Below are 19895 nucleotides of genomic sequence, written 5' to 3' on the forward strand. Positions count from 1 at the left end.
TTTGCCAAGGCGGCTCCATGTTCAGCGACCTGAAAATCGTCACGGGTTCTGCCAATCCCGAGCTTGCCCGGTCCATCTGCGACCACTTGGGCTGCCAGCTCACCCCCACCCTTGCCACGACCTTCAGTGACGGCGAGCTGCGCGTCGAGATCGGCGACAATGTGCGCGAGGACGACGTTTTTGTCGTCCAGCCCACCTGCCCGCCGGACGTGAACCGCAACTTCATGCAGCTCTGCCTCATGATGGACGCCCTCAAGCGCGCGAGCGCCGGGCGCATCACCGCGGTCATCCCCTACTACGCCTATGCCCGGCAGGACCGCAAGGTCAGCCCGCGCGCGCCCATCAGCGCCAAGATGGTGGCCGATTTCATCAGCGTTGCCGGGGCCGACCGCGTCGTCACCATTGACCTGCACGCCGGGCAGATCCAGGGCTTCTTCAACTGCCCGGTGGACAATCTTTTTGCCGTGCCCGTCATGATGGACAGCCTGCGCGACCTGCATGCCGACAATATCGTCATCGTTTCGCCGGATGCGGGCGGTGTGGAACGCGCGAGGGCCTATGCCAAGCGGCTCAACGCGCCCCTCGCCATCGTGGACAAGCGGCGCGACAAGCCCAATCAGGCCCAGGCCATGCACGTCATCGGCGATGTGGAGGGCAAGGTCGCCATCGTGGTGGACGACATGATCGACACCGCGGGCACGCTCTGCGCCGGCGCGGAGGTGCTGCTCAACTACGGCGCCACGCGCATCGTGGCCTGCGCGACGCACCCGGTGCTTTCCGGGCCGGCCATCGACCGCATCAATGCGACCGACGCCCTCTCGCAGGTCATCGTGACGGACACCATCCCCATCGGCGACAAGCTGGAGCGCTGCCCCAAGCTCAAGGTGGCATCCGTGGCCGCGCTTCTTGGCAAGACCATCCATAATATCCATACGGGTTCCTCGGTGAGCGTGCTCTTTGTGTAGCGGGCCGGGGAAATCATCAGGGAAGAACAATTTCCGCACGTTTCGGCGGTCAGCAAGGAGAGCGAGATGAGCATCGAAAAAACATTGAATGTCCAGAAGCGTGATGGCCGCGGCAAGGGCCCCAGCGGCCGTCTGCGTTCCAAGGATCTGGTGCCGGGCGTCTTCTACACCGCCACAGGCGAGAACGTTATGGTCCAGGCGCCCACCCTGCCGCTTGAAAAGCTCTATGAATCCGTGGGGCATACCACGGTGTTCAACCTCGAGATCGACGACAACGGCACCAAGGAAGTGCATCCCGTGCTCATCTGGCAGGTGCAGCGCCATCCTTACAAGAACTGCTTTCTCCATATCGACTATTACGGCGTGGATCTCGACAAGGAAGTCAAGGTCGATGTGCCGCTGGAATTTGTGGGCGTTGCCAAGGGCACCAAGCTTGGCGGCATCTTGGAGACTTACCGCGAGAACGTGCGCCTGGCGAGCAAGCCCATGGACATGCCGCAGAAGGTCGTGGTGGACGTGACGGACATGAATATCGGCGACACCATTTCCGTGGCCGACCTCAAGCTGCCCGAAAATGTCTCCGCCGTGCATGACCGCAATTTCGCCATCGTCAGCGTGCTTGCCAAGAGCAAGGACGATGCGGGCGAAGAGGGCGAGGGCGAGGCGGCCGCCGAATAGCCCTTTCCCGGCTGGCGGCGCTTCCCGGCCCTTGCGCCTTGCGCCGCACGGAACCTGTCTTCATTCCGAGGCCGGCCCATCGCGGGTCGGCCTCTTCATGTCAGAGCCTGATCCCCGGAAGCCCATGCCGCCAGCCCCGCACTTCCAGCGCCTTGAACACGAGGGCCGCCGCTTCACCCTTGAGCTCTGGGCCAATCCCGGCGCCGGCAGCGTGCTCGTCTATCCGGGCACCATGCTCTCGCCCCGGCAATACCGGCCGCTCATGCGCGCCCTGCATGACGCGGGCCTTGCCGTGGCCGGCCTGCATCTCGAAGGGCATGGCGTCAATCCGCACAGGGACGGCTTCACTTTTGCCTCGCTTCTTGAAGACGGCCTCCATGCGGAGCGCTGGCTGCACGAGGCAGGCCTGGGGCCTGTGGCCGTGTGCGGGCACAGCCAAGGGGGCATCCTCGCCACGGCGCATGCCGGAAAATCGCGCACCCTCACGGCGGCATTCGCCATCTGCACCATATTGCCGCAAATGCCGGAGGCCATCGGCCTGACGCGCTTTGCGCGGCTTGCCGGGCAGCGCGACCGGCTCGAGCGCGGCATCGACCGCCTCGGGCGCGCCCTCCCGTGGCTGCCCGTGACCGTGAACTGGTATCTCTCCGTGCGCAGGGTCATGGCTGGGCATGGAGCGCTCAACATGGACAGGCGCGGCAGCCGCATGAGCTACCCACTGGGTTTTCTGGCGAGCCTGTTCAGTGCCCGCGTTTCCCCGCTGCTCCATTGCCCGTTCCGGCTCTATAATGCGCGCGATGACGCCCTGTTCACGCCCGAACTTGCGAGCGCCGTGTTCCGCGGGATCAGGGCGCCGCAAAAAAGGCTTGTCTGGCTTTTGAGGGGCGGCCATCTTGCGCCCATGGCGCCGCGAGAGGCCACCTTCATCGCCCGGGACGCGGCCGCCGTCTGCGCGGGCCTCGGCATGCCGCTGCGCCTCCAGGCGGCGGGAGCCTGACGCCGGGACCGGCCCGAAAATCGTTCTGTGAGGGAGACTTCCATGGACTATACTGGCGCCCTGGTGGGCCTTGGCAATCCCGGCAACCGCTTTGCGGGCACGCGGCACAACCTGGGCTTCGCCTTTGTGGACTTCGTGCTCGGGCACGCGCGCGAGGCCGGGCAGGTGGAAGCCCTCAACGGAGCGCGCTTCCAGTGCGATCTCTGGCGCTTCCGCATGAAGGGCCTCTCCGGGCCTTGGCTTGCGGCCAAGCCGCTCACCATGATGAACGCGAGCGGCCATTGCGTCCAGCCTCTCCTCGCCTGGCACAAGATAGCGCCGGCGAGGCTGGTGGTGGCCCATGACGAGCTCGACATCCCCCCCGGCGAGTTGCGCTACAAATTCGGCGGCGGCAATGCCGGGCACAATGGGCTCGCCTCCATCTGCGAGCAATTGGGCAGCCCGGATTTCGGGCGCCTGCGCATCGGCATCGGCCGCCCCCCGCACAAGGGCGATATCATCAACTGGGTTCTCGGGCGGCCGGCCGCGGAAGATGCGAGGCGCATTGAGGAGGTCATGCCCGCCGCGCTCGAGGTCTTTCTTGCGGCCGCATCGGGCGATGCAGGCAAGGCCGCCCGGCTGGCGCGCAGCGCCGGGACGCCGGCCCGCTGAGAAAAAGAAAAATCGGTCTCCCCTGCTGGACACCCATTCGTAAATCCGATATGATTTTAACACAGTCGTATTTTGGCGCCTTTGCGCAACCGTGTTTTTGTCCCTGCCTCCCCCCTACGGGAATCGGCCACCCGGGCGCAGCCGGAATGCCGTCCGCAGCGATGAACCGACTCTTCACAATCTGCGTAGTTGCGCCGCACAGCGCAGGGAAGGCATATGTTCTCACCGGACAAGCTCGTGGTGTATCCGGCCCAGGGCGTGGGCAGGATAGAACGCATCGACCACAAAGATATCGGCGGCATTGCCTGCGAATTCTATATCGTGCGCATCCGGGCCAACAACATCACCCTCATGGTGCCCGTGCACAATGCCGTCAATGTGGGCCTTCGGCCGCTCATCACGCGCAAGGAGGCGAGCCGCATCCTCGACATGCTGCGCAGTGACCGCGAGCGCACCGTCTTCACCGGCCAGAACTGGAACCGCCGCTTCCGCGAATATTCCGAACGCCTGAAAAGCCCGGAGCTCGCCGTGGTGGCCGATGTGCTGCGGGAGCTTCTGCTCATCGGCCGTACCAAGGAACTCTCTTTCGGGGAGCGGCGCCTGCTCGAGCAGGCCATGAGCCTCGTGGGCGGCGAGCTCGCCGAGGTGCTGGGCCTTTCGGCGGAGGAACTGCGCGACGAGCTGACGGCCCTCTACGCCGCGGCCCAACCCACTGCCGAAACCCACTGCCAGAGCGCCTGAGCGCGGGGACACTTTCGCCAGATTCCGCCCCTCTGGCTCTGCCGGAAACGCGGCGCCCTCTTCGTGCGCGCATGTCTTGCCTGCCCATCTGCTTGTTCCCATTCAAAGTGCCAGCAAAGCCCGGGCGGAAGAGCGCGGCTTCGTTCAACTTTTTGCGAAATATCCGCTTTTTTCCTTGCCATTCGGGTGGGAATGCCCTAGTGTTGCTGCCGCACGCCTTGCATCCATCCCATCCTTCCGGCCCTTCGGGCTTCTGTCCGGCTTGGCACTCAGCTGCCCTCACCGTTGCTTGAAACCTCACTACCTTTATGCGCAAGAAAAAAACCACACCCACCCTGATTACTGACAATGGCCTGAGCCTCACCGACCTCAAAACCCGCAGCATGCAAGAGCTCATGGAGCTCGCCGAACAGTACGAGATCGAAAATGCCAGTTCCATGCGCAAGCAGGAGCTCATCTTCGCCCTCCTGTCCACCTGCGCCTCGCAAAACGGCGCCATATATGGCGACGGCGTGCTCGAGATCCTGCCGGACGGTTTCGGCTTTCTCCGCTCCCCGCTGTACAGCTTCATGCCCGGCCCCGACGACATCTATGTATCCCCCTCCCAGATCCGCCGCTTCTCGCTGCGCAAGGGCGATGTGGTTTCAGGCCAGATACGCCCCCCCAAGGAGGGCGAGCGGTATTTCGCCCTGCTCAAGGTGACGGAGATTGGCTTTGAGCCGCCGGAAAACGCCAAGAATCTCGTTCTCTTCGACAACCTGACCCCCATCTATCCCGACCGGCAGCTCGTCATGGAAAATGGCGAGAAGAATCTCTCCAACCGCGTCATCGACCTCATGGCGCCCATCGGCTGCGGCCAGCGCGGCCTTATCGTGGCGCCGCCGCGCACGGGCAAGACCATCCTGCTCCAGTCGCTCGCCAATGCCATCATCGCCAACAATCCCGACGTCTACCTCATCGTGCTGCTCATTGACGAGCGCCCCGAGGAAGTGACGGACATGGAGCGCACGGTCAAGAAGGCAGAGGTCATCAGCTCCACCTTCGACGAGCCGCCGCAGCGCCATGTGCAGGTCTGCGAAATGGTGCTCGAAAAGGCCAAGCGCCTTGTGGAGCGCAAGCGGGACGTGGTCATCCTGCTGGATTCCATCACGCGCCTCGGGCGCGCCTACAACGCGGTGACGCCCTCTTCCGGCCGGGTGCTCTCCGGCGGCCTGGACGCCAACGCCCTGCAGCGGCCCAAGCGCTTCTTCGGCGCGGCCCGCAATATCGAGGAAGGCGGCAGCCTCACCATCATCGCCACCGCGCTCATCGACACGGGCTCGCGCATGGACGAGGTCATTTTTGAGGAGTTCAAGGGCACGGGCAACATGGAGATCTATCTCGACCGCCACCTCTCCGAAAAGCGCGTCTTCCCGGCCATCGACATCAACCGCACGGGCACCCGCAAGGAAGACCTGCTGCTCCCGGACGACGTGCTCAACCGGGTCTGGCTGCTGCGCAAGATCCTCGCGCCCATGGCGCCGCTCGACAGCATGGAGTTCCTCCTCGACAAGATGCGCGGCACCCCCTCCAACAAGGACTTTCTCAACGCCATGGGCAAGTAGCCCCAGGCGTTGGCCTGCCCCGGCACGGCGCGCCCTTCCTCTTCCCGCGCCCTGCCGGGCTCTTCAGCCAGGATGTCGTCTCCCGATACTCCCGCGCCCCAAGTTACGCCGCCGCAACTCGAGCTGCCGTGGCCCTCATTGTGCGAGGGGCCAAGGCTTTTCATCCTTGCGACCACGCCGGGCGGCCGCAGCCAGAGTCTTGGCCGCTTTTTGGGCGCGGCCTTCGTGGCCTTCGGGGTGCTCCTCCTGCTCGTGGGCACCCAGAAAGGCCTTCCCCCGGCGCTGGCGGGCGGGGGCGCCTCTATTTTCGCCGGCCTTGGCCTGCTCGCGGCCGTGCGCCGGGGCGCGGCCCCGCTTTTGCTGCTGGATGGCGAGAGGGGCACGGCCATCCTGTGCCGGCGCCGCCTTGGCGCGCGGGCCTTCAGGACTTTTCCGCTAGAGGGCCTGGAATGGACTGCGAGCCCAGACGGGGGGCACGTCTTCATCCGCCCGCTGGCCAATGGCACAGCAGGCCAGGAGATCCCGGCCGTGCCCTCCCGCATTCCAGACCGGGAATGGCGGGAGGGGATGACGCTCCCCACGCCTGGGGGGGAAGCCGGGGCGGCTATCGCCGCGCTCAAGCTCTGGCAAAGCCTCGCCCGACAGGGTGAAGCGCCCGCTGTCCCCGATGCCTGCGACAGCGCCGAGTTCTCCACCCTTTTGGGCAAAAAGCTGCCTGCGGCACTTCTATCGAGCCTTGACGGAAGTGACGCGGCACTATGGCAGGCGGGAAAAGAAGAAGATGAGAGGGACGAGGCGCCGGCACGGCCCCTGCGCATGCCCTCCCCGCCCCATCCTGAAATCCGGCGCGCGCCTGATTTGCGGGAGAGTTCCGCCCGCAGGGACAAGCGGGACTAGGGGCCAGCTGGCCCTCTTCAGGCAAGCGCCGTGTGCAACCGTTCCACGCGCTCCAGCGCGCACCGCCAGGCTGCCTTGGAAGAGTCCTCATTTTGGAGCGCCATCTGCGCGTGCCCGGCGAAGATGCGCAGCATGGGCGGCTGCGAGAGCCAGAAGTCCTCGGGGAGCGGCGCGCCCCCCTGCCGGGCCCACTTCGTGAGCAGGCGGTCAACGGCTGCCCGCAGCCGCCCGGCGAGCACGGGCTGCGCCTGAATCAGCGCTTCGGCGCGGCCCTCAAGCAGGGGCATGAATTCCGGCGCCGAAAACGCGAGAAAGGCCCCCTGCCAGAAATCTTCCAGCAAGCGCGCCGCTGAGGGGTCAGGCCCCACTGGGACAAGCGTGTGCAGCCCGAGTTCGTCCCGGCCCGTACGCAGCAACTGCAAGCCGGGCCAATCCGCATCGCCCCGGATATCTTTCGGATGGTCCAGCACGGCGTGGACGGCGCGCGCCACGCCCTCGGGGCTGAACGCCGCCTTGCAGGCGAGGCGCGGCCGCTGGCAGCTCCAGCAGCCCACGCAGCTCATGGCCGCGCGGAGCACCCACTGCCCCGGCGAGACCGGGCCCGTCTCCCGGGCGTGCACGGGGCCCATGGAGAGGTTGAGCACGGGCACGCCCAGCCAGTCCGCAAGGTGCATGGGGCCGGTGTCGGGGGTGATGCAGAGGTCAAGGCCGCGCATGACGGCCGCCACCTCGCGCAGGGGCAGGCGACCGCAAAGGTTGGCTTGCGGCAGCCGGGCGAGCCGCCCTACTTCCTCCCCCAGTTCGCGCTCGGCCGGCCCCCCGAGAAAGACCGGCACGAGCCCTGAACGCACAAGGCGCCCGGCGAGGCGCGCCCAGAAGCGGGCGTCCGGGCGCTTGGCGGGTTCGCTCGCGCCGAGCACAAGGCCCACGCGCCCTTCCCTGGCGCGCTCCGGGCGCCCCGCCGGCGAAGGCCACGGAGAGCCCGGCGGCAGCACGTCCAGCCTGTGCAGGTCGGCCCAGTGAAAGGCATTGTGGCGGTTGTTGCGCGTGAGCGCCGTGCGGTACAATTGCCAGAAGCCCTTGACGCGCAAGGCGCCGCCCCCGGCCACGGGGCCGAGCTTGAGGGGGGCGGTGAGCTTCGCCATGCAGGCCGCGGCGTCCTCCCGGCTGTCAAGATTTATTGCCGCGGCATAGCGGCGGCCGGCCAGGGCCGGCAGGTGCTCCGGCGGGAAAAAGACGGCCTGCGGCGCGAGCGGCATGAGCTCCTGAAAAAAGCGCGGGTCGGCCGCCACCCACAGCGGGTGTCCCTGGTAGCGGCGCCCGAGCTCCATGAGCAGGGGGAAGGTGAGGATGAGATCCCCCATGCGCCTGAGCTGGAGGACGAGGACCGGGTCGGCGCTCATCCTGCCGCCGGGGTGGGAGCAGCTGCGCGCCCGATATTTCCCGGCATACCGTAAATGGCGCGCATTTCCGCCAGCAGGGTCTCCAGGCGGTGCGCCCAGGTGTGGCAGGCGAGCACCCGCCGCCGCCCCGCAGTGACGAGCCGCTGGCGCTCCCCCGGGTGCTCCAGATAGCGGCGCACCAGCTCGGGGATTTCGTCCGGCTCGCGGTAGCAGGCCATCTCCTCCGGGGTGAAAAGCTGCTCCATCTGCGGGCGCCAGTCGGTGAGTACGAAGGCCCCGGCGGCGGGCACATCGAAGACGCGCTGGTTGACCGCGCCCTTCATCTGCTTGCTCGTGCTGTTGAAATTGATGGCCGAATGCCCGTAAAAGGCCGGGAGCTGCGTATAATAGCTGAGCTCGCCAAGGTAGCGGGGCTGCGGCACGGCATCCCTGAACTCTATCTTCCAGCCGCCGTCGCCCACGATGAGCGGCCGGAAGGGCAAAAGACGCCGGACGCAATCATTGCGATACAGGCGCGTCGCCTGCCAGGTGATGGCGGTCTCATAGGCAAGCCGGGCCTCATTGTCCGGCAGGAGCAGGTAGCCGTCATAGACCCGGGGGAAGCGCTGGCAGAGAAAATCCGCCACGCTGCGAAATTCGCTGTGCGCAAAGGCCCCCGAGACCTCACGGAAGGGCAGGAGCAGCTCCCGCGGGAAGTGGCCCTGCTTGAGGCGCCCTCCCACCTTGTAGAGCATGGAATTGCCCACGAAGGACACATCGGCCTTCCACGCTTCGGGCACCGCCTTGCGCGTGGGCGCGAAGCGCTCGGGGTCCGTCCCGAGGGGCAGGTAGCGCACATGCTCAAAGCCCGCGGCCTCGAGGCTCGGCACATTGTCGGCGTCCCATGTGAACAGGGTCGTCCATGGGCTCACACAGCGGGTATAGAGGTGGATGATGAGGTGCGGATTGTCCACGAACCATGAGGCGAGCGGGAGCTGGAGTTTCGCCAGCAGGTCCATGAGGACGCCTTCCACGTCCACGCCCATGTGGTTGAGCGTGAGGCAGCAGTCCGGCCTGAAGGAAAGCACGGCCTCGAGGAGCTGGCGCACGAAGGCGTCCTGCGCCACCTCGCCCTCGCCCACCGACACAAGGTGATAGTCGATGCCGAGCTTGCGGCAGGCGCCCTCAAGCTCGCCCATGAGGAAATATTTGCTCGTCAGCAGAAGAACGCGGGGCTTGGTGCCGCGAAAGCGCGGCTGCACGGCGCGGCTCCAGAAATCAAAGCGCGCGCTCGCATTGAGGCTGTCACGCACCGCCCCGTAATAGGCCTTGTCGAGGCGCTGGTAAAAGGCCAGCGGCACGGGCACGAGGGGCTTGCCGCCATGGGCGAGCTGCCAGCGGGTGAGCTCGGCGAGCGCCGCCCCCGGTTCTTCCGCGTTCACCACGAGAAGGCGCTCCCGGCTGGCCTCGGGGAGGGCCGCCAGCGTGCCGGTGAGCGCTTCGAGCTCCGCCTCCTTGTCCACCACGGCGAGCGGGCCGCTCCACGCCGCAAGCAGGTGCCCGAGCGCATGCCCGAGGCCGGCGCCCAAGAGGACGGGGAGCACGGCTTCGTCGCCCTTGCCGGCCTGTTCCGCAAGGAAGCTCTCCACGGGCGCGAGCTCGCGCCGCGGGCCGCCGGGCCCGAGCATGGCGAGGCTTCGGCCCTTTTCATGGGCGATGATGTCGGCGGGCCTTCCCGTGGCCCCGGGCGCCGCTACGGCTTCATAGCGCCGCTCCGCGCCGTCCCCAGACTTCACTGGGCAGCCTTTGCGGGCAGCGGCTCGACCACGATGTCATTGTAGCAGAGCCGGAAGAGCACGTTTTCATACGGGCGCTCCACCATCATGAAGGCCCTGCCGATAGAGATCTCCACCCCGGGATGGACGACGCCCGGCACGATGAGACGGCAGTTTTGCAGATTGTTCTCGTCCTGCGAAAGGTGCGCCCACAGCTCCGTGCGCCGGCGCATGATGACCTCGCGCTGTGCGGTCAGGCGCGCGAGCTTGCGCGATGCCTCGCTCGCGTCCGGCGGAAGGTGCCCGGCAACGGCCTTCAGGTGGGTGATGGCCTGGGAGAGGGTGGCGATCATCTGGTCGATCTTTTCCAGATGGCGGATATTGAGCGGGTCATAGCCGAGATAGACCTTGGTGGGGACGCCCGCGCGGTTGCCGAGCTGCGCCCCCACATGGACGCTGCCGTAGGCGTTCACCGTACTGCCGTACAGCTGGCCGCGGACGACCATGTTGGCCCCGGCGTAGACCGTGCTGTAGAGGCAGTATTTGTCGATGAGCATGTTGCCGCGGGCGCGCGCCTCCACCTTTTCCAGGAAAGGCACGAGAAGCTTGCCGCCGGCATCGAGCAGGCAATGCTGGCCGGAGCCGCCCCTGGCGCCGCCCTCCACCATGAGGTCGCGCCGGGCGCGCACCACGCCTCCCTCCACCATGCCCATGATCCTCAGGTTGTTGGCCTGCACCGAAAAGCCGGAACGCACCGAGCCGTGCACGGCCATGTCGCCCACAAAGAAGATATTGCCCGTGTGGAAGCTCACATCCTTGCGCACATTGAGCAGGCTTTTGACCGTGATCTGGCCTTCATTATAAAAAACATAGCCCTTGGCGGCCGCGAGCAGATAGCGGGGATAGGCCGGGTCGACCCGCGTGTTGGCGCCGGCGGGAAACTCGGGCCCGGAGAGGATAAAGCGCGGGTCGGGCTTTTCGTCGAGTTCGTCGAGGGGGACGATCTCGGCGAGGATCTGCCCGGCGATGACGTTCTGCACATAGCCGAGGCTGTAGAGATCCGCGCTGTCGTCCGTGCCCACGCCGCCGCCGGGCTTGGCGCTCAGGTGGTCAAAATCGGGGTTGAAGTAATGCTTTAAGTAGTAACGCACAGGTACCGTCCATACATGGGCGTGGAGTCATGCTTCGGGGCGCCCCGGGCGCAGGTGGCCATCACACCGCCGGGGCGCAGGCTTCGGGAATGAAGTTCCTGAGCTCTTCCTCGCTTTCGCAGGTGGGGAAAAAGCCTTCGATCTCGGCTTTCTGCAAGAGCGCCGTCACGTGCGGGGCAGGCCCAAGCAACACCAGGCGGCGCCCGTAGCGCTGCATGGAGGTATTCAGGCTCACGAGCACCCCGAGGCCCGCCACCTCCATGCGGCCGGCCGCGCCGAGGTCGAGGACGAGCTGGCTGATGCCCGGGGTCTTGCTGTGCTCCCGCATGACCTTGTTGAAGGAGGCCACATCCTCCATGAGCACATCGCCGGTGAGGCGCACCGTGAGCGTCGTGCCGTGGTTCTGCACTTCGAGCGCGTACATCGGGCCCCCTCAGTCGCCTTTGGGCGCATCAGCCGGCGAGCCCCCCGCCTCGTTGTACTCGCGCTCAAGCGAATCCATGAGCTCGCGCACGGAAACGATGGAATCCACGCGGGAGACGTTCTCGCCGCAAAAGGCGAAGCCGCGCTCAAGGTTGCCGCGCATGGCGCTGATGAGGGCCTGCGCGATGCAATAGGGCGTTTTTTCCTGCTGGCAGGTGCTCACGCAGTGGAAGATGCACTTGAAGGGCTTTTTCAGGCCCTCGCGCGCCGCCTCGATAAAGCCGTTGTTCAGCGCGCGCCCCGGCATGCCCACCGGGCTGCTGATGATGGTCACATCCTCTTCGCGCGCGTCAAGATAACTTTGCTTGAAGCGGTCGTCGGCGTCGCATTCGTGCGTCGCCACGAAGCGCGTGCCCATCTGCACGCCGGCCGCGCCGAGATCGAGAAATTTCCTGATGTCCGCGCCCGTATAGACGCCCCCGGCCGCGATGACCGGCACCGCGCGCCCGTGCGCGTCTTCCAGGGGCTTGACGGCCTCCACCACTTCCGGCACGAGCACCTCGAGCGCGTGGCCCGGGTCAGCGAGATCCTCCCGCTTGAAGCCGAGATGGCCCCCGGCCTTGGGCCCCTCCACCACGAAGGCGTCCGGCAAATAGCCGAAGCGCGAGAGCCACTTCTTGGCGATGACCGTGGCCGCGCGCCCGGACGAAACGATGGGCACGAGCTTGGTCTTGAATTCCTCTTTCTTTTCCTCGCAGAGCTCGCGCAGGTGCCGGGGCATGTCGAGCGGGAGGCCAGCGCCGGAAAAGATGACGTCCACCTTGCTCTCGATGGCCTCGCGTACCATCTGGCTGAAGGTGGTGAGCGCCACCATGATGTTGACGCCGATGATGCCGCTTGAGAGCTCGCGGGCCTTGCGTATCTCGTTGCGGAGCGCGCGCACATTGGCCTCGATGGGGTTTTTCGCCACATCCGGCTCGCGCATGCCGATCATGGCGCCGGCGATGACGCCGATGCCCCCCTGGTTGGCCACGGCGGAGGCAAGCCCGGAAAGGGAGATGCCAACGCCCATGCCGCCCTGGACAACGGGAACTTTAGCCACGAGGTCGCCAAGCTGCAAAACAGGAAATGCCATATACGGACCCTCCCGGAACTGCTGGCCGCCGGGGCCGATTCCGGCGTGAAACGTCAATGGGATTGCTTCAATATAGGGCCATGCCGCCCGGGACGCAAGGCAATTGCGCCCCCGAACGGGCATTTCCCCGGAAAGCGCCTCTTTTCTTTTTCCCGGCATGCCTGTATGGTCATCAGGAATCAGGTAGACGGCCCCCATTTTCTGCATACCGTTATTTTTTAAGGGAGAAGACCATGCCAAGCCCTTTGGAAACCCAACGCACATACGCGCTCGTCGGCACCGGCGGTTGCGGCAAGACATCCCTGGCCGAAATGCTCCTTTTCAATGCCGGCGCCATCACGCGCATGGGGGCCATCGAGGACGGCACCACGAGCCTTGACTACGAACCCGAAGAAGTGCGCCGCCGCGGCTCCATCCAGCCCGCCGTCGCCACCTTTCTCTGGAACAAGGACCGCCATTTCTTCGTGGACGTGCCCGGCGACGGCAACTTCACGGGCGACATGGAATACCTGCTCAAGGGCGTGGACAGCGTGCTCTTCGTGCTGGACGCCGTGGACGGCGTGCGCCCGCTGACCAAGAAATTCTGGAGCCTCGTGCGCGCCCAGAACCTGCCGGCCATCGCCGTTATCAACAAGCTCGACCGCGACCGTGCGGACTTCCACATGGCCTTCGACGGCCTCGCCGCGCTCGGCATCAAGCCCGTGGCGCTCCAGCTGCCCATCATGGAGGGCGATGTGTACGCAGGCGTTGCCGACGTGCTCTCCGGCAAGGCATGGCGCTTCGGCCCGGACGGCAAGCTCACCGAGATGGAGATGCCGGCCGCCCTTGCCGACGACATGGCGCTCTTGCGCGACGTGACGGTGGAGAACATCGCCGAGAGCGACGAAGTCCTCATGGAAAAATACCTCGAGGAAGGCAGCCTCTCGCTGGAAGACCTGCAGGCGGGCCTGCGCACGGGCGTGCGCAACGGCGAGCTCGTGCCCGTGCTCACCTGCTCGGCGCTGGAAAACAAGGGCGGCAAGGCCATCCTCGACGCGGTGGAGGCGCTTCTCCCCTCCCCGCTCGACCGGCCGCCCTTCGTGGGCGTGGACGGCTCGGAGCGCGCGGCCGCCCCGGAAGGCCCGGTGGCCTGCTTCGTCTTCAAGACCCTGGCCGACCCCTTCGCGGGGCAGCTCTCCCTGTTGCGCGTCCTCTCCGGCACCATCGATGGCGACGCCACCCTGAAGAACATGCGCAGCGACGAGAACGAGCGCGTGGGCAACCTGCTCTATCTCGTGGGCAAGACCCAGGCGCCCTGCAAGGAGCCCGTGGGCCCGGGGGCGCTCGTGGCCGTGGCCAAGCTCAAGAACACCCGCACCGGCGACACGCTCTCCGATGAAAAGGCGCCCTTTGCGCTGGCCGTGCCGGACCTGCCGCCGCAGCTCATCACCTATGCCCTCGCCCCCAAGGAAAAGGGCGAGGAGGACAAGGTGTATGCGGCCATGCAACGCCTGCTCGACGAAGACATCACCCTCAAGCTCGGGCGTGACGAGGAGACGGGCGACATCCTCCTCTCCGGCATGGGGCAGCTGCACATCGAGCTCTCGGTGGAAAAGGCCAAGCGCCGCTTCAAGACCGACATCGTGCTGAAAACGCCCAAGGTGCCCTACCGCGAGACCGTGCGCGGCAAGTGCCAGGTGCAGGGGCGCCACAAGAAGCAGTCGGGCGGCCGTGGCCAGTTCGGCGACTGCTGGATCGAGATGGAGGGCCTTCCGCGCGGCTCGGGCTATGTGTTTGAAGACGCCATCGTGGGCGGCGTCATCCCGCGCCAGTATATCCCGGCCATCGACAAGGGCATCCAGGAAGCCGCGGGCCGGGGCTTTTTGGCCGGCTGCCAGGTGGTGGACTTCCGCGTCAAGGTCTATGACGGCAGCTACCACACGGTAGACTCGTCCGAAATGGCCTTCAAGGTGGCGGGCTCCCTGGCCTTCAAGAAAGCCATGGAAACGCTCAAGCCCGTGCTGCTCGAGCCCATCGTGCTGCTCACCGTGTCCATCCCCGACGAAAGCATGGGCGATGTCATCGGCGACCTCTCCTCGAGGCGCGGCAAGGTGCTGGGCTCGGACTCGCAGGGCGGCCTCACGGAGATCAAGGCCCATGTGCCCATGAGCGAAGTGCTCCGCTATGCGCCCGACCTGCGCTCCATGACCGGCGGCCAGGGCTTCTTCACCATGGAATTTGACCACTATGAGGAAGCGCCGCAGCCCGTGGCCGAAAAGGTCATCGCCGAGCATGAGGCCGCCCGCGCCGCGGAATAGGCGCAAACCCGGCAAAGATACAAAAAGGACGCCTGCGGGCGTCCTTTTTTGTGCTCAGGGGAGTGCACTCCCCTGCCGCGAAAATCGGGGAAAGCCTCTACGGGAGGTCTTCCTGAAAGCTCCAATGGCAACCGCTTTCCCCCCTCTTGCTAATTGCTTGCAGGCACAAAGTCCGCATTTCAGGAAAACCACTGGTGTTCCAGACCTCATTCTTCTGGCGATTTGTACAGTTTGCCAGGTAATTCCGTGATAAATGCGGGATACCGATCAGAAGTTTATCATCATCAAAAGAAGAAACATACACACATATTTCTTTCCCGCAGTGTCTAACCCCCGTCTGGAGAGGGGTTTCATCGGACATGCCCGACAATTTTTTCTTAAAAAATCGATAGCCGGCAAGCCCGTTAATAATGATGATGGATGGCTTGACAATAGCGTTGACTATATACTCCTGTACACTCCATGCTGTACAATCCTCAACCTTGGCACGAAGCTCATCAACTGATTTCGAACGGACAAAACAGATATTTGAACTACATATATTTTCAACGAATTTCTTGGTATCAATATTGTTATAATGAGGTAAAATATCTTTGAGCGAACCTAAAAAACTCTGAATATTGGTCTGCAAATTTGTATATCTCTCCCTATTGCTGTACCATTTTTCATAAAACTCATTTCTTCCGCTTCGGGGAAGTATGTTTTCAACTATACTTTGAGAGTTATCCCTGTGATCGGGTATTCCACCCGGATTGAGGCCCATAAAATAGAAAATTCCCGGCTTCAATGTATCACTGGTGCTGTAGAATATTGAACCGGAAACTGTACCGTATGTCTGGCCATTATAGGGCTGGCCATTAATGGATTTTTGTTTCAGGAGCCTCCTCTTGATACCCTCAATATAGGTCTCAAGCGTTTCTTGATTTTCCATGAGTTATACTTTCACATATATTTTGGACGGTATGCATATTTTATGATACGAAATATCCGCCGCGCAAACGGTTCTCCAGCCTTGCTGCTTTTCGCCTGGTCCAAAGGCAAAACTACCGAACCTTACATCCCGTCGGGAACGCCGCAGCCGGCGCTGCGCTCGATGAGGCTCACCGCGCGGGCAATCTGGCGCCCGAGGCGGGACTCCTTGGCGAGCTCGCGTTCCACGGCGGTGATGCTGCGAAGCACCGTGGAGTGGCGCCGGTTGAAGGCGCTGCCGATGTCTTCCAGCGAGAGCTCGGTATGCTTGCGCGCGAGGTAGAACACGGTATTGCGGCCCTGCACGCATTCCTGCCGGCGCGAGCGGGAGCGCAGCTGCGCCTCGCTGAGGCCGTAGCTTTCGCAGACCAGGCGGATGATGGCCTCCATGTCGAGGCCCTGCGCCTCGCCCGCGTACTGGCCCACCACTTCCATGGCGAGGTCCACATTGAGGCCGCAGTTGAGCAGGCGAGCCTTGAAGATGAGGCTGTTCAGGCAGGATTCGAGCTGGCGCACATCGCCGTGCAGGCGCGAGGCCAGAAGGTCGCGCACCTCGTCGGGCAGGAGCACCTGGAAGCTCTTGGCCTTGTGCGTGAGGATGCGGCTGCGCATTTCCCTGTCCGGGCGCCCGATGCACGTGAGGATGCCGGAACAGAAATGCGAGACGAGCTGCGGATCCATGTCGCGAAGTTCGCGCGGCGCGAAGGATGAGGTCAGGATGACACGGGCGCCGCGGTCCTGCAGGCCCTTGATGACAGCGAGCGCCAGTTCCTGCATGGCCTTCTTGCGCTGGAGAAAATGCACATCCTCGAGGAGCAGCACATCAAGGTCGCGCAGGCGGCTCTTGAAGCCCTCCACGTCCCTGCACTTGAGCGCCTGCACAAAGCGCGAGGCGAATTCCTCCGCCGTCAGGTAGGCGATGCGCGGGCTTGGGCCGTCACCGCTGATGGCCTGCCCCGCGGACTGGGTGAGATGGGTCTTGCCGAGCCCCGAAGCCCCGGTGACGAAGAGCGTGCGCACCTGGCCGCCTCTTTGGCAAATATCCCGCGCGGCGGCGACGGCCATGCTGTTGCTCGGGCCGATGATGAAATCCTCGAAACTGTGCCGCCAGCGGGCAAGGGGGCGCTGGGCCGCGTCCACGAGCCTGGGCGCGGCTTCGGGGAGCGGCAGCTGCGCGGCCGCATCGGCCCGGGCGCTCCGGCCGAGAGCGGGCAAGACACCGGCAACGAGCTCGGCGGCGCCGGCCGGTGCGGCGGCTCCCGGGGCCTCTCCGCCATCCTGCGCCGTAACGAGCCGCACGCGCACGGCATCCGCGGCCACGCCGAGCACGGGCGCCGCGGCCTCGCGGAGCGTCTTTAAAAGATGGCGCTCCAGCCATTCGGCCATGAAGGCGCTGGGCACGGCCAGGCGCAGTTCCGTGCCGTCAATGACGGCGCGCAACGGTGCAATCCAGACCCTGAAAACGCCGGAATCCAGCATTTTCTTGAGATTTGCAGAAATATCCGCCCATGTGCCTTGCATGGACAAGCATATAGCCCCTACCGCCCCATCAGGCAAAGGGGCGCCACCCCGTGTGCCCGGGCCGGGGGGCTTTTGCTATCCCCAAAGAATTAAATAAATAACTCTTTGAAATAAAATACTCTTTTTCTAAGCCAAGGCTCTGGAAGGTGCCGGAGAAACGCTTGATGGGCAACGGTTTCCCCTTTGGCAAGCGGGATATCCACATATTTAAAAAAAAGTTTTCCACAATACTCTTTTTTGTCATCTCGACGTATCGCAATATTCCTTCGATTTTTTCTCAAAATCGCAAAACAGCATTCATGCCCATTGTGCGCTGTTCCACCGCCCCGCTCCCCACGGGTTGGCTCAAAAGGCCCAGACGCAGCAGGGGGCGGCGCCTTCCCTGGCATCGCCCCCTGCTGACGGCGCCGGCCCCGAAGCCGCGCCGGCCGGTATGCGCCCGCCTAGAAGGCGAAACGCAGGCCGAGCATGAACTCGTTGTTGTACGGGTCGCTTGCGATCTCGTACTTCTGGCCGTTATACGTGGTGCTCACTTCGTTGTAGCCGAGGCCCACGAAACGGTAGGACGCGTCCACGGCGAAGTTGTCGTTGAAGTTGTAGGAGACGCCGGCGCCCGCGTTCCAGGCGAAGTTGGTGAACCGGTCATCCACCGAGAACTTATCGCCATTGTTGGCGGTGATGTCAAAGCCCGTGTAGTTGAAGGCAAGGCCCAGGCCGGCGCCGATAAAGGGCGTGAAGGCGGTGTCGTTGTGGAAGTCCCAGAAAAGGTTGGCGAAGAGGGTGGAATTGTTCCAGGTGCCCTTGATCTTGTCCACGCGCACCCCGTTGTCGCTCCAGCTTTTTTCGCTGTTGCCGCGCAGGGCGAACTCGACCTCGAAGCGCAGCGGGATCATCTGCTGCGTCCAGAAATCGTAGCCCACGGCGAGCGCGCCGCCGAGGGTGAACTGGCTGTAATCGTCCACGCCCGAACCGGCAAGGGCGCTGGAGCGCGAAACGGTACCCGTGTCCTGGATGGACATGAGGAATTTCGGCGCCAGATACATCCCCGTTCCTTCGGCGGCAGCAAGCCCGGGCAGGGCCAGGGTGAGAACCAGCGCCGCAATGACGAGAATCCGTTTCATGACATCCTCCTCGCAAACTTCCTTGTCCGGGAAGCGGAATGTTGGACAATTTCTGGAAATTGTCAACAAAGTTTCTAAAAAACTGCCCCCACCAGCCACGGGAACGGCCCTTCCCTTCCGGGGCGTTCACATGTTCTGTCCGCTGTTTCGGCAGTTCCGGGGAAATACTTTATGCCCCCCGGCACCCCTCGGGAAGGCGCGGGCACCGGGGGGCAGACCAGGGATTTTCAGAAGGAATAGCCCACGGAGAACATGTAGATGTTGGCGACCACGTTCTTCGAGTGGGCATCGGTGATGCGGGAGGGGGAGCCGGGCCCGGCGAGCAGCCCTGCGGCGTCGGTCTGGCCATAGTCCATGGAATTGATCCACAGGTGGGCGTAGGCGAAATCAAGGGTCAGGTCATTCCATTTCACGCCGGTGCCGAGGCCCAGGGTGGTGCGCCCATAGGTGGGCATGAGGAAGTCGGCGTGCTTTTCGTTGAGCACAGGCGTTTCATAGGACACGCCGGCCCGCAGCGCCCACCAGTCGAGGGGGCGGTATTCCACGCTCGCGTTCAGGTTCACGCCGTCACGCGCCGCCTTGTCGTTGATGGAGGCGTAGCCGCTGTCCATATAGATGTTGAGCGCGTTGTAGGTGGACCAGCGCGTCCAGACGGCGCCCACCTCGAAGCTCAGTTCGTCGAGCGGCCTGTAGGCCACGCCCAAGGCAAGGGAATCGGGCAATTGCACGGTGGCGTTGGCGCCGCAATTGCGCGCCTCGGGCACGCGCCCCATGGTGGCGAACAGGTTGGGCTCGCCCTGGCGGCCGAACTCCACATCGCCGTCGATGTTCAGGGTCACCTGGCTCTTGTAGGCGAGGCCCACCGACCACTGCTCGTTGAAACGCATGTGCAACCCGAACTGGGCGCCCACGCCCCAGCCGTCGCCCTGCAACTGGAGGTCATTGTCCGGGCCCTGGCTGGGGACGGCGGCGGTGAGCTGCATGGTGGGGATCTTGTTGCCCATGTAAAAGCCGGCGTAGAGCACCTCCACTCCGGCGGAGACGGAAAACATGTCGTTGATCTTCCAGGCCACGGTGGGCACGAAGGAGATGGTCTGGAGCCCTACGTCATAGACATTGTAGCGGCCCACCCAGTCCTGCGCGTAACTGTTGCCCACGCCGAAACGCGAGAAGACCCCGAGCCCGAGCCAGAGCTCGTCATTGAGCTGGTGGCTTACGAAGCCGTGCGGGGCCATGAAGGTGGCGGGCTTGGTGGTGGTGTCGTGCTTGCGGCCGCCCAGAAGGTCGGCGTCGATGGTGCCCATGGGGGCGATGAAGGCGAGGCCGGCCATGAGCTGCGTGCCCGGGAGCTGGGTGATGCCGGCGGCATTGTAGGCTAGGGCCGATACGTCATCGGCGCGCCCCACAAGACCACCGGCGAGGGAAACGCCCCTGGCGCTCCACTCATTGAGAGCAAAGCCCTCGGCCCGCGCCACACCGCAAAGAGCCAGCAAGAGCGCACACGCACAGCACAGGCCGCGAACGAGCCTCATGATCCCTCCTTAAAAAAGATGCCACGGAAAAATCCGTAAAACCAGAAAATCGAGAA

At 64.3% G+C, this 19895-nt stretch carries 17 protein-coding genes; 8 read left to right on the top strand and 9 right to left on the bottom strand.

Annotated elements, in window-relative coordinates; all coding sequences use genetic code 11:
• Positions 1–17: 17 nt before the first annotated feature.
• The 7 genes from G7Y54_RS03470 to G7Y54_RS03500 all read left to right on the top strand — a co-directional run bounded on the left by G7Y54_RS03470 (position 18) and on the right by G7Y54_RS03500 (position 6533).
• Complete coding sequence (locus tag G7Y54_RS03470; RefSeq protein WP_165077314.1) at positions 18–965, top strand: ribose-phosphate pyrophosphokinase; 948 nt, start codon at positions 18–20, stop codon at positions 963–965.
• Between the two features lie 66 nt (positions 966–1031).
• Complete coding sequence (locus G7Y54_RS03475; RefSeq protein WP_165077317.1) at positions 1032–1643, top strand: 50S ribosomal protein L25/general stress protein Ctc; 612 nt, start codon at positions 1032–1034, stop codon at positions 1641–1643.
• A gap of 124 nt (positions 1644–1767) precedes the next feature.
• Positions 1768–2640 (top strand): alpha/beta fold hydrolase, encoded by an 873-nt coding sequence (locus tag G7Y54_RS03480; protein ID WP_165077320.1) that lies wholly within the window; start codon positions 1768–1770, stop codon positions 2638–2640.
• Positions 2641–2682: 42 nt separating this feature from the next.
• A complete protein-coding gene (gene pth, locus G7Y54_RS03485; protein ID WP_165077324.1) occupies positions 2683–3291 on the top strand; it encodes an aminoacyl-tRNA hydrolase in 609 nt (202 codons plus the stop codon).
• Between the two features lie 216 nt (positions 3292–3507).
• Complete coding sequence (locus G7Y54_RS03490) at positions 3508–4032, top strand: CarD family transcriptional regulator (RefSeq protein WP_165077327.1); 525 nt, start codon at positions 3508–3510, stop codon at positions 4030–4032.
• Positions 4033–4340: 308 nt separating this feature from the next.
• The gene (gene rho, locus G7Y54_RS03495) at positions 4341–5636 is read left to right on the top strand and encodes a transcription termination factor Rho (RefSeq protein WP_165077330.1); all 1296 of its coding nucleotides are present in this window, start codon (positions 4341–4343) and stop codon (positions 5634–5636) included.
• 72 nt (positions 5637–5708) lie between these two features.
• A complete protein-coding gene (locus G7Y54_RS03500; protein WP_165077332.1) occupies positions 5709–6533 on the top strand; it encodes a hypothetical protein in 825 nt (274 codons plus the stop codon).
• 17 nt (positions 6534–6550) lie between these two features.
• On the opposite strand, the gene G7Y54_RS03505 is transcribed toward G7Y54_RS03500, so the two are convergent.
• The 5 genes from G7Y54_RS03505 to G7Y54_RS03525 all read right to left on the bottom strand — a co-directional run bounded on the left by G7Y54_RS03505 (position 6551) and on the right by G7Y54_RS03525 (position 12399).
• Positions 6551–7936, bottom strand: coding sequence for a glycosyltransferase family 9 protein (locus G7Y54_RS03505; protein ID WP_165077335.1), 1386 nt, complete (start codon positions 7934–7936; stop codon positions 6551–6553).
• A complete protein-coding gene (locus tag G7Y54_RS03510) occupies positions 7933–9711 on the bottom strand; it encodes a glycosyltransferase (protein WP_241159345.1) in 1779 nt (592 codons plus the stop codon). The genes G7Y54_RS03505 and G7Y54_RS03510 overlap by 4 nt, the downstream gene beginning before the upstream one ends.
• Positions 9708–10841, bottom strand: coding sequence for a FapA family protein (locus G7Y54_RS03515; RefSeq protein ID WP_165077338.1), 1134 nt, complete (start codon positions 10839–10841; stop codon positions 9708–9710). Before G7Y54_RS03515 ends, G7Y54_RS03510 begins: the two co-directional genes overlap by 4 nt.
• A gap of 61 nt (positions 10842–10902) precedes the next feature.
• The gene (locus G7Y54_RS03520; protein WP_165077340.1) at positions 10903–11265 is read right to left on the bottom strand and encodes an STAS domain-containing protein; all 363 of its coding nucleotides are present in this window, start codon (positions 11263–11265) and stop codon (positions 10903–10905) included.
• Positions 11266–11274: 9 nt separating this feature from the next.
• Positions 11275–12399 (bottom strand): nitronate monooxygenase, encoded by a 1125-nt coding sequence (locus tag G7Y54_RS03525; RefSeq protein WP_165077342.1) that lies wholly within the window; start codon positions 12397–12399, stop codon positions 11275–11277.
• A gap of 233 nt (positions 12400–12632) precedes the next feature.
• Here G7Y54_RS03525 and G7Y54_RS03530 point away from each other — a divergent pair, with 233 nt between their 5' ends.
• Complete coding sequence (locus tag G7Y54_RS03530) at positions 12633–14696, top strand: elongation factor G (protein WP_165077345.1); 2064 nt, start codon at positions 12633–12635, stop codon at positions 14694–14696.
• 97 nt (positions 14697–14793) lie between these two features.
• On the opposite strand, the gene G7Y54_RS03535 is transcribed toward G7Y54_RS03530, so the two are convergent.
• The 4 genes from G7Y54_RS03535 to G7Y54_RS03550 form a co-directional block, all read right to left on the bottom strand.
• On the bottom strand, positions 14794–15627 hold the full coding sequence (locus G7Y54_RS03535) for a hypothetical protein (RefSeq protein WP_165077347.1): 834 nt from the start codon (positions 15625–15627) through the stop codon (positions 14794–14796).
• A 122-nt stretch (positions 15628–15749) separates the two neighbouring features.
• Positions 15750–17186, bottom strand: a complete 1437-nt coding sequence (locus G7Y54_RS03540) for a DnaA/Hda family protein (RefSeq protein ID WP_165077349.1) — start codon at positions 17184–17186, stop codon at positions 15750–15752.
• A gap of 443 nt (positions 17187–17629) precedes the next feature.
• On the bottom strand, positions 17630–18307 hold the full coding sequence (locus G7Y54_RS03545) for an outer membrane beta-barrel protein (RefSeq protein WP_165077351.1): 678 nt from the start codon (positions 18305–18307) through the stop codon (positions 17630–17632).
• A gap of 227 nt (positions 18308–18534) precedes the next feature.
• On the bottom strand, positions 18535–19839 hold the full coding sequence (locus G7Y54_RS03550; RefSeq protein ID WP_165077353.1) for an outer membrane protein transport protein: 1305 nt from the start codon (positions 19837–19839) through the stop codon (positions 18535–18537).
• Between the last annotated feature and the right edge of the window lie 56 nt (positions 19840–19895).

Origin of the sequence: Desulfovibrio sp. ZJ746, from assembly GCF_011039155.1 — a bacterium.
Taxonomy (GTDB): domain Bacteria; phylum Desulfobacterota; class Desulfovibrionia; order Desulfovibrionales; family Desulfovibrionaceae; genus Desulfovibrio.

Coding starts and splice junctions, on each gene's coding strand:
- G7Y54_RS03470 (WP_165077314.1), top strand. CDS start 18: ATGTTCAGCGACCTGAAAATCGTCACGGGTTCTGCCAATCCCGAGCTT.
- G7Y54_RS03475 (WP_165077317.1), top strand. CDS start 1,032: ATGAGCATCGAAAAAACATTGAATGTCCAGAAGCGTGATGGCCGCGGC.
- G7Y54_RS03480 (WP_165077320.1), top strand. CDS start 1,768: ATGCCGCCAGCCCCGCACTTCCAGCGCCTTGAACACGAGGGCCGCCGC.
- pth (WP_165077324.1), top strand. CDS start 2,683: ATGGACTATACTGGCGCCCTGGTGGGCCTTGGCAATCCCGGCAACCGC.
- G7Y54_RS03490 (WP_165077327.1), top strand. CDS start 3,508: ATGTTCTCACCGGACAAGCTCGTGGTGTATCCGGCCCAGGGCGTGGGC.
- rho (WP_165077330.1), top strand. CDS start 4,341: ATGCGCAAGAAAAAAACCACACCCACCCTGATTACTGACAATGGCCTG.
- G7Y54_RS03500 (WP_165077332.1), top strand. CDS start 5,709: ATGTCGTCTCCCGATACTCCCGCGCCCCAAGTTACGCCGCCGCAACTC.
- G7Y54_RS03505 (WP_165077335.1), bottom strand. CDS start 7,936: ATGAGCGCCGACCCGGTCCTCGTCCTCCAGCTCAGGCGCATGGGGGAT.
- G7Y54_RS03520 (WP_165077340.1), bottom strand. CDS start 11,265: ATGTACGCGCTCGAAGTGCAGAACCACGGCACGACGCTCACGGTGCGC.
- G7Y54_RS03525 (WP_165077342.1), bottom strand. CDS start 12,399: ATGGCATTTCCTGTTTTGCAGCTTGGCGACCTCGTGGCTAAAGTTCCC.
- G7Y54_RS03530 (WP_165077345.1), top strand. CDS start 12,633: ATGCCAAGCCCTTTGGAAACCCAACGCACATACGCGCTCGTCGGCACC.
- G7Y54_RS03535 (WP_165077347.1), bottom strand. CDS start 15,627: ATGGAAAATCAAGAAACGCTTGAGACCTATATTGAGGGTATCAAGAGG.
- G7Y54_RS03540 (WP_165077349.1), bottom strand. CDS start 17,186: ATGCAAGGCACATGGGCGGATATTTCTGCAAATCTCAAGAAAATGCTG.
- G7Y54_RS03545 (WP_165077351.1), bottom strand. CDS start 18,307: ATGAAACGGATTCTCGTCATTGCGGCGCTGGTTCTCACCCTGGCCCTG.
- G7Y54_RS03550 (WP_165077353.1), bottom strand. CDS start 19,839: ATGAGGCTCGTTCGCGGCCTGTGCTGTGCGTGTGCGCTCTTGCTGGCT.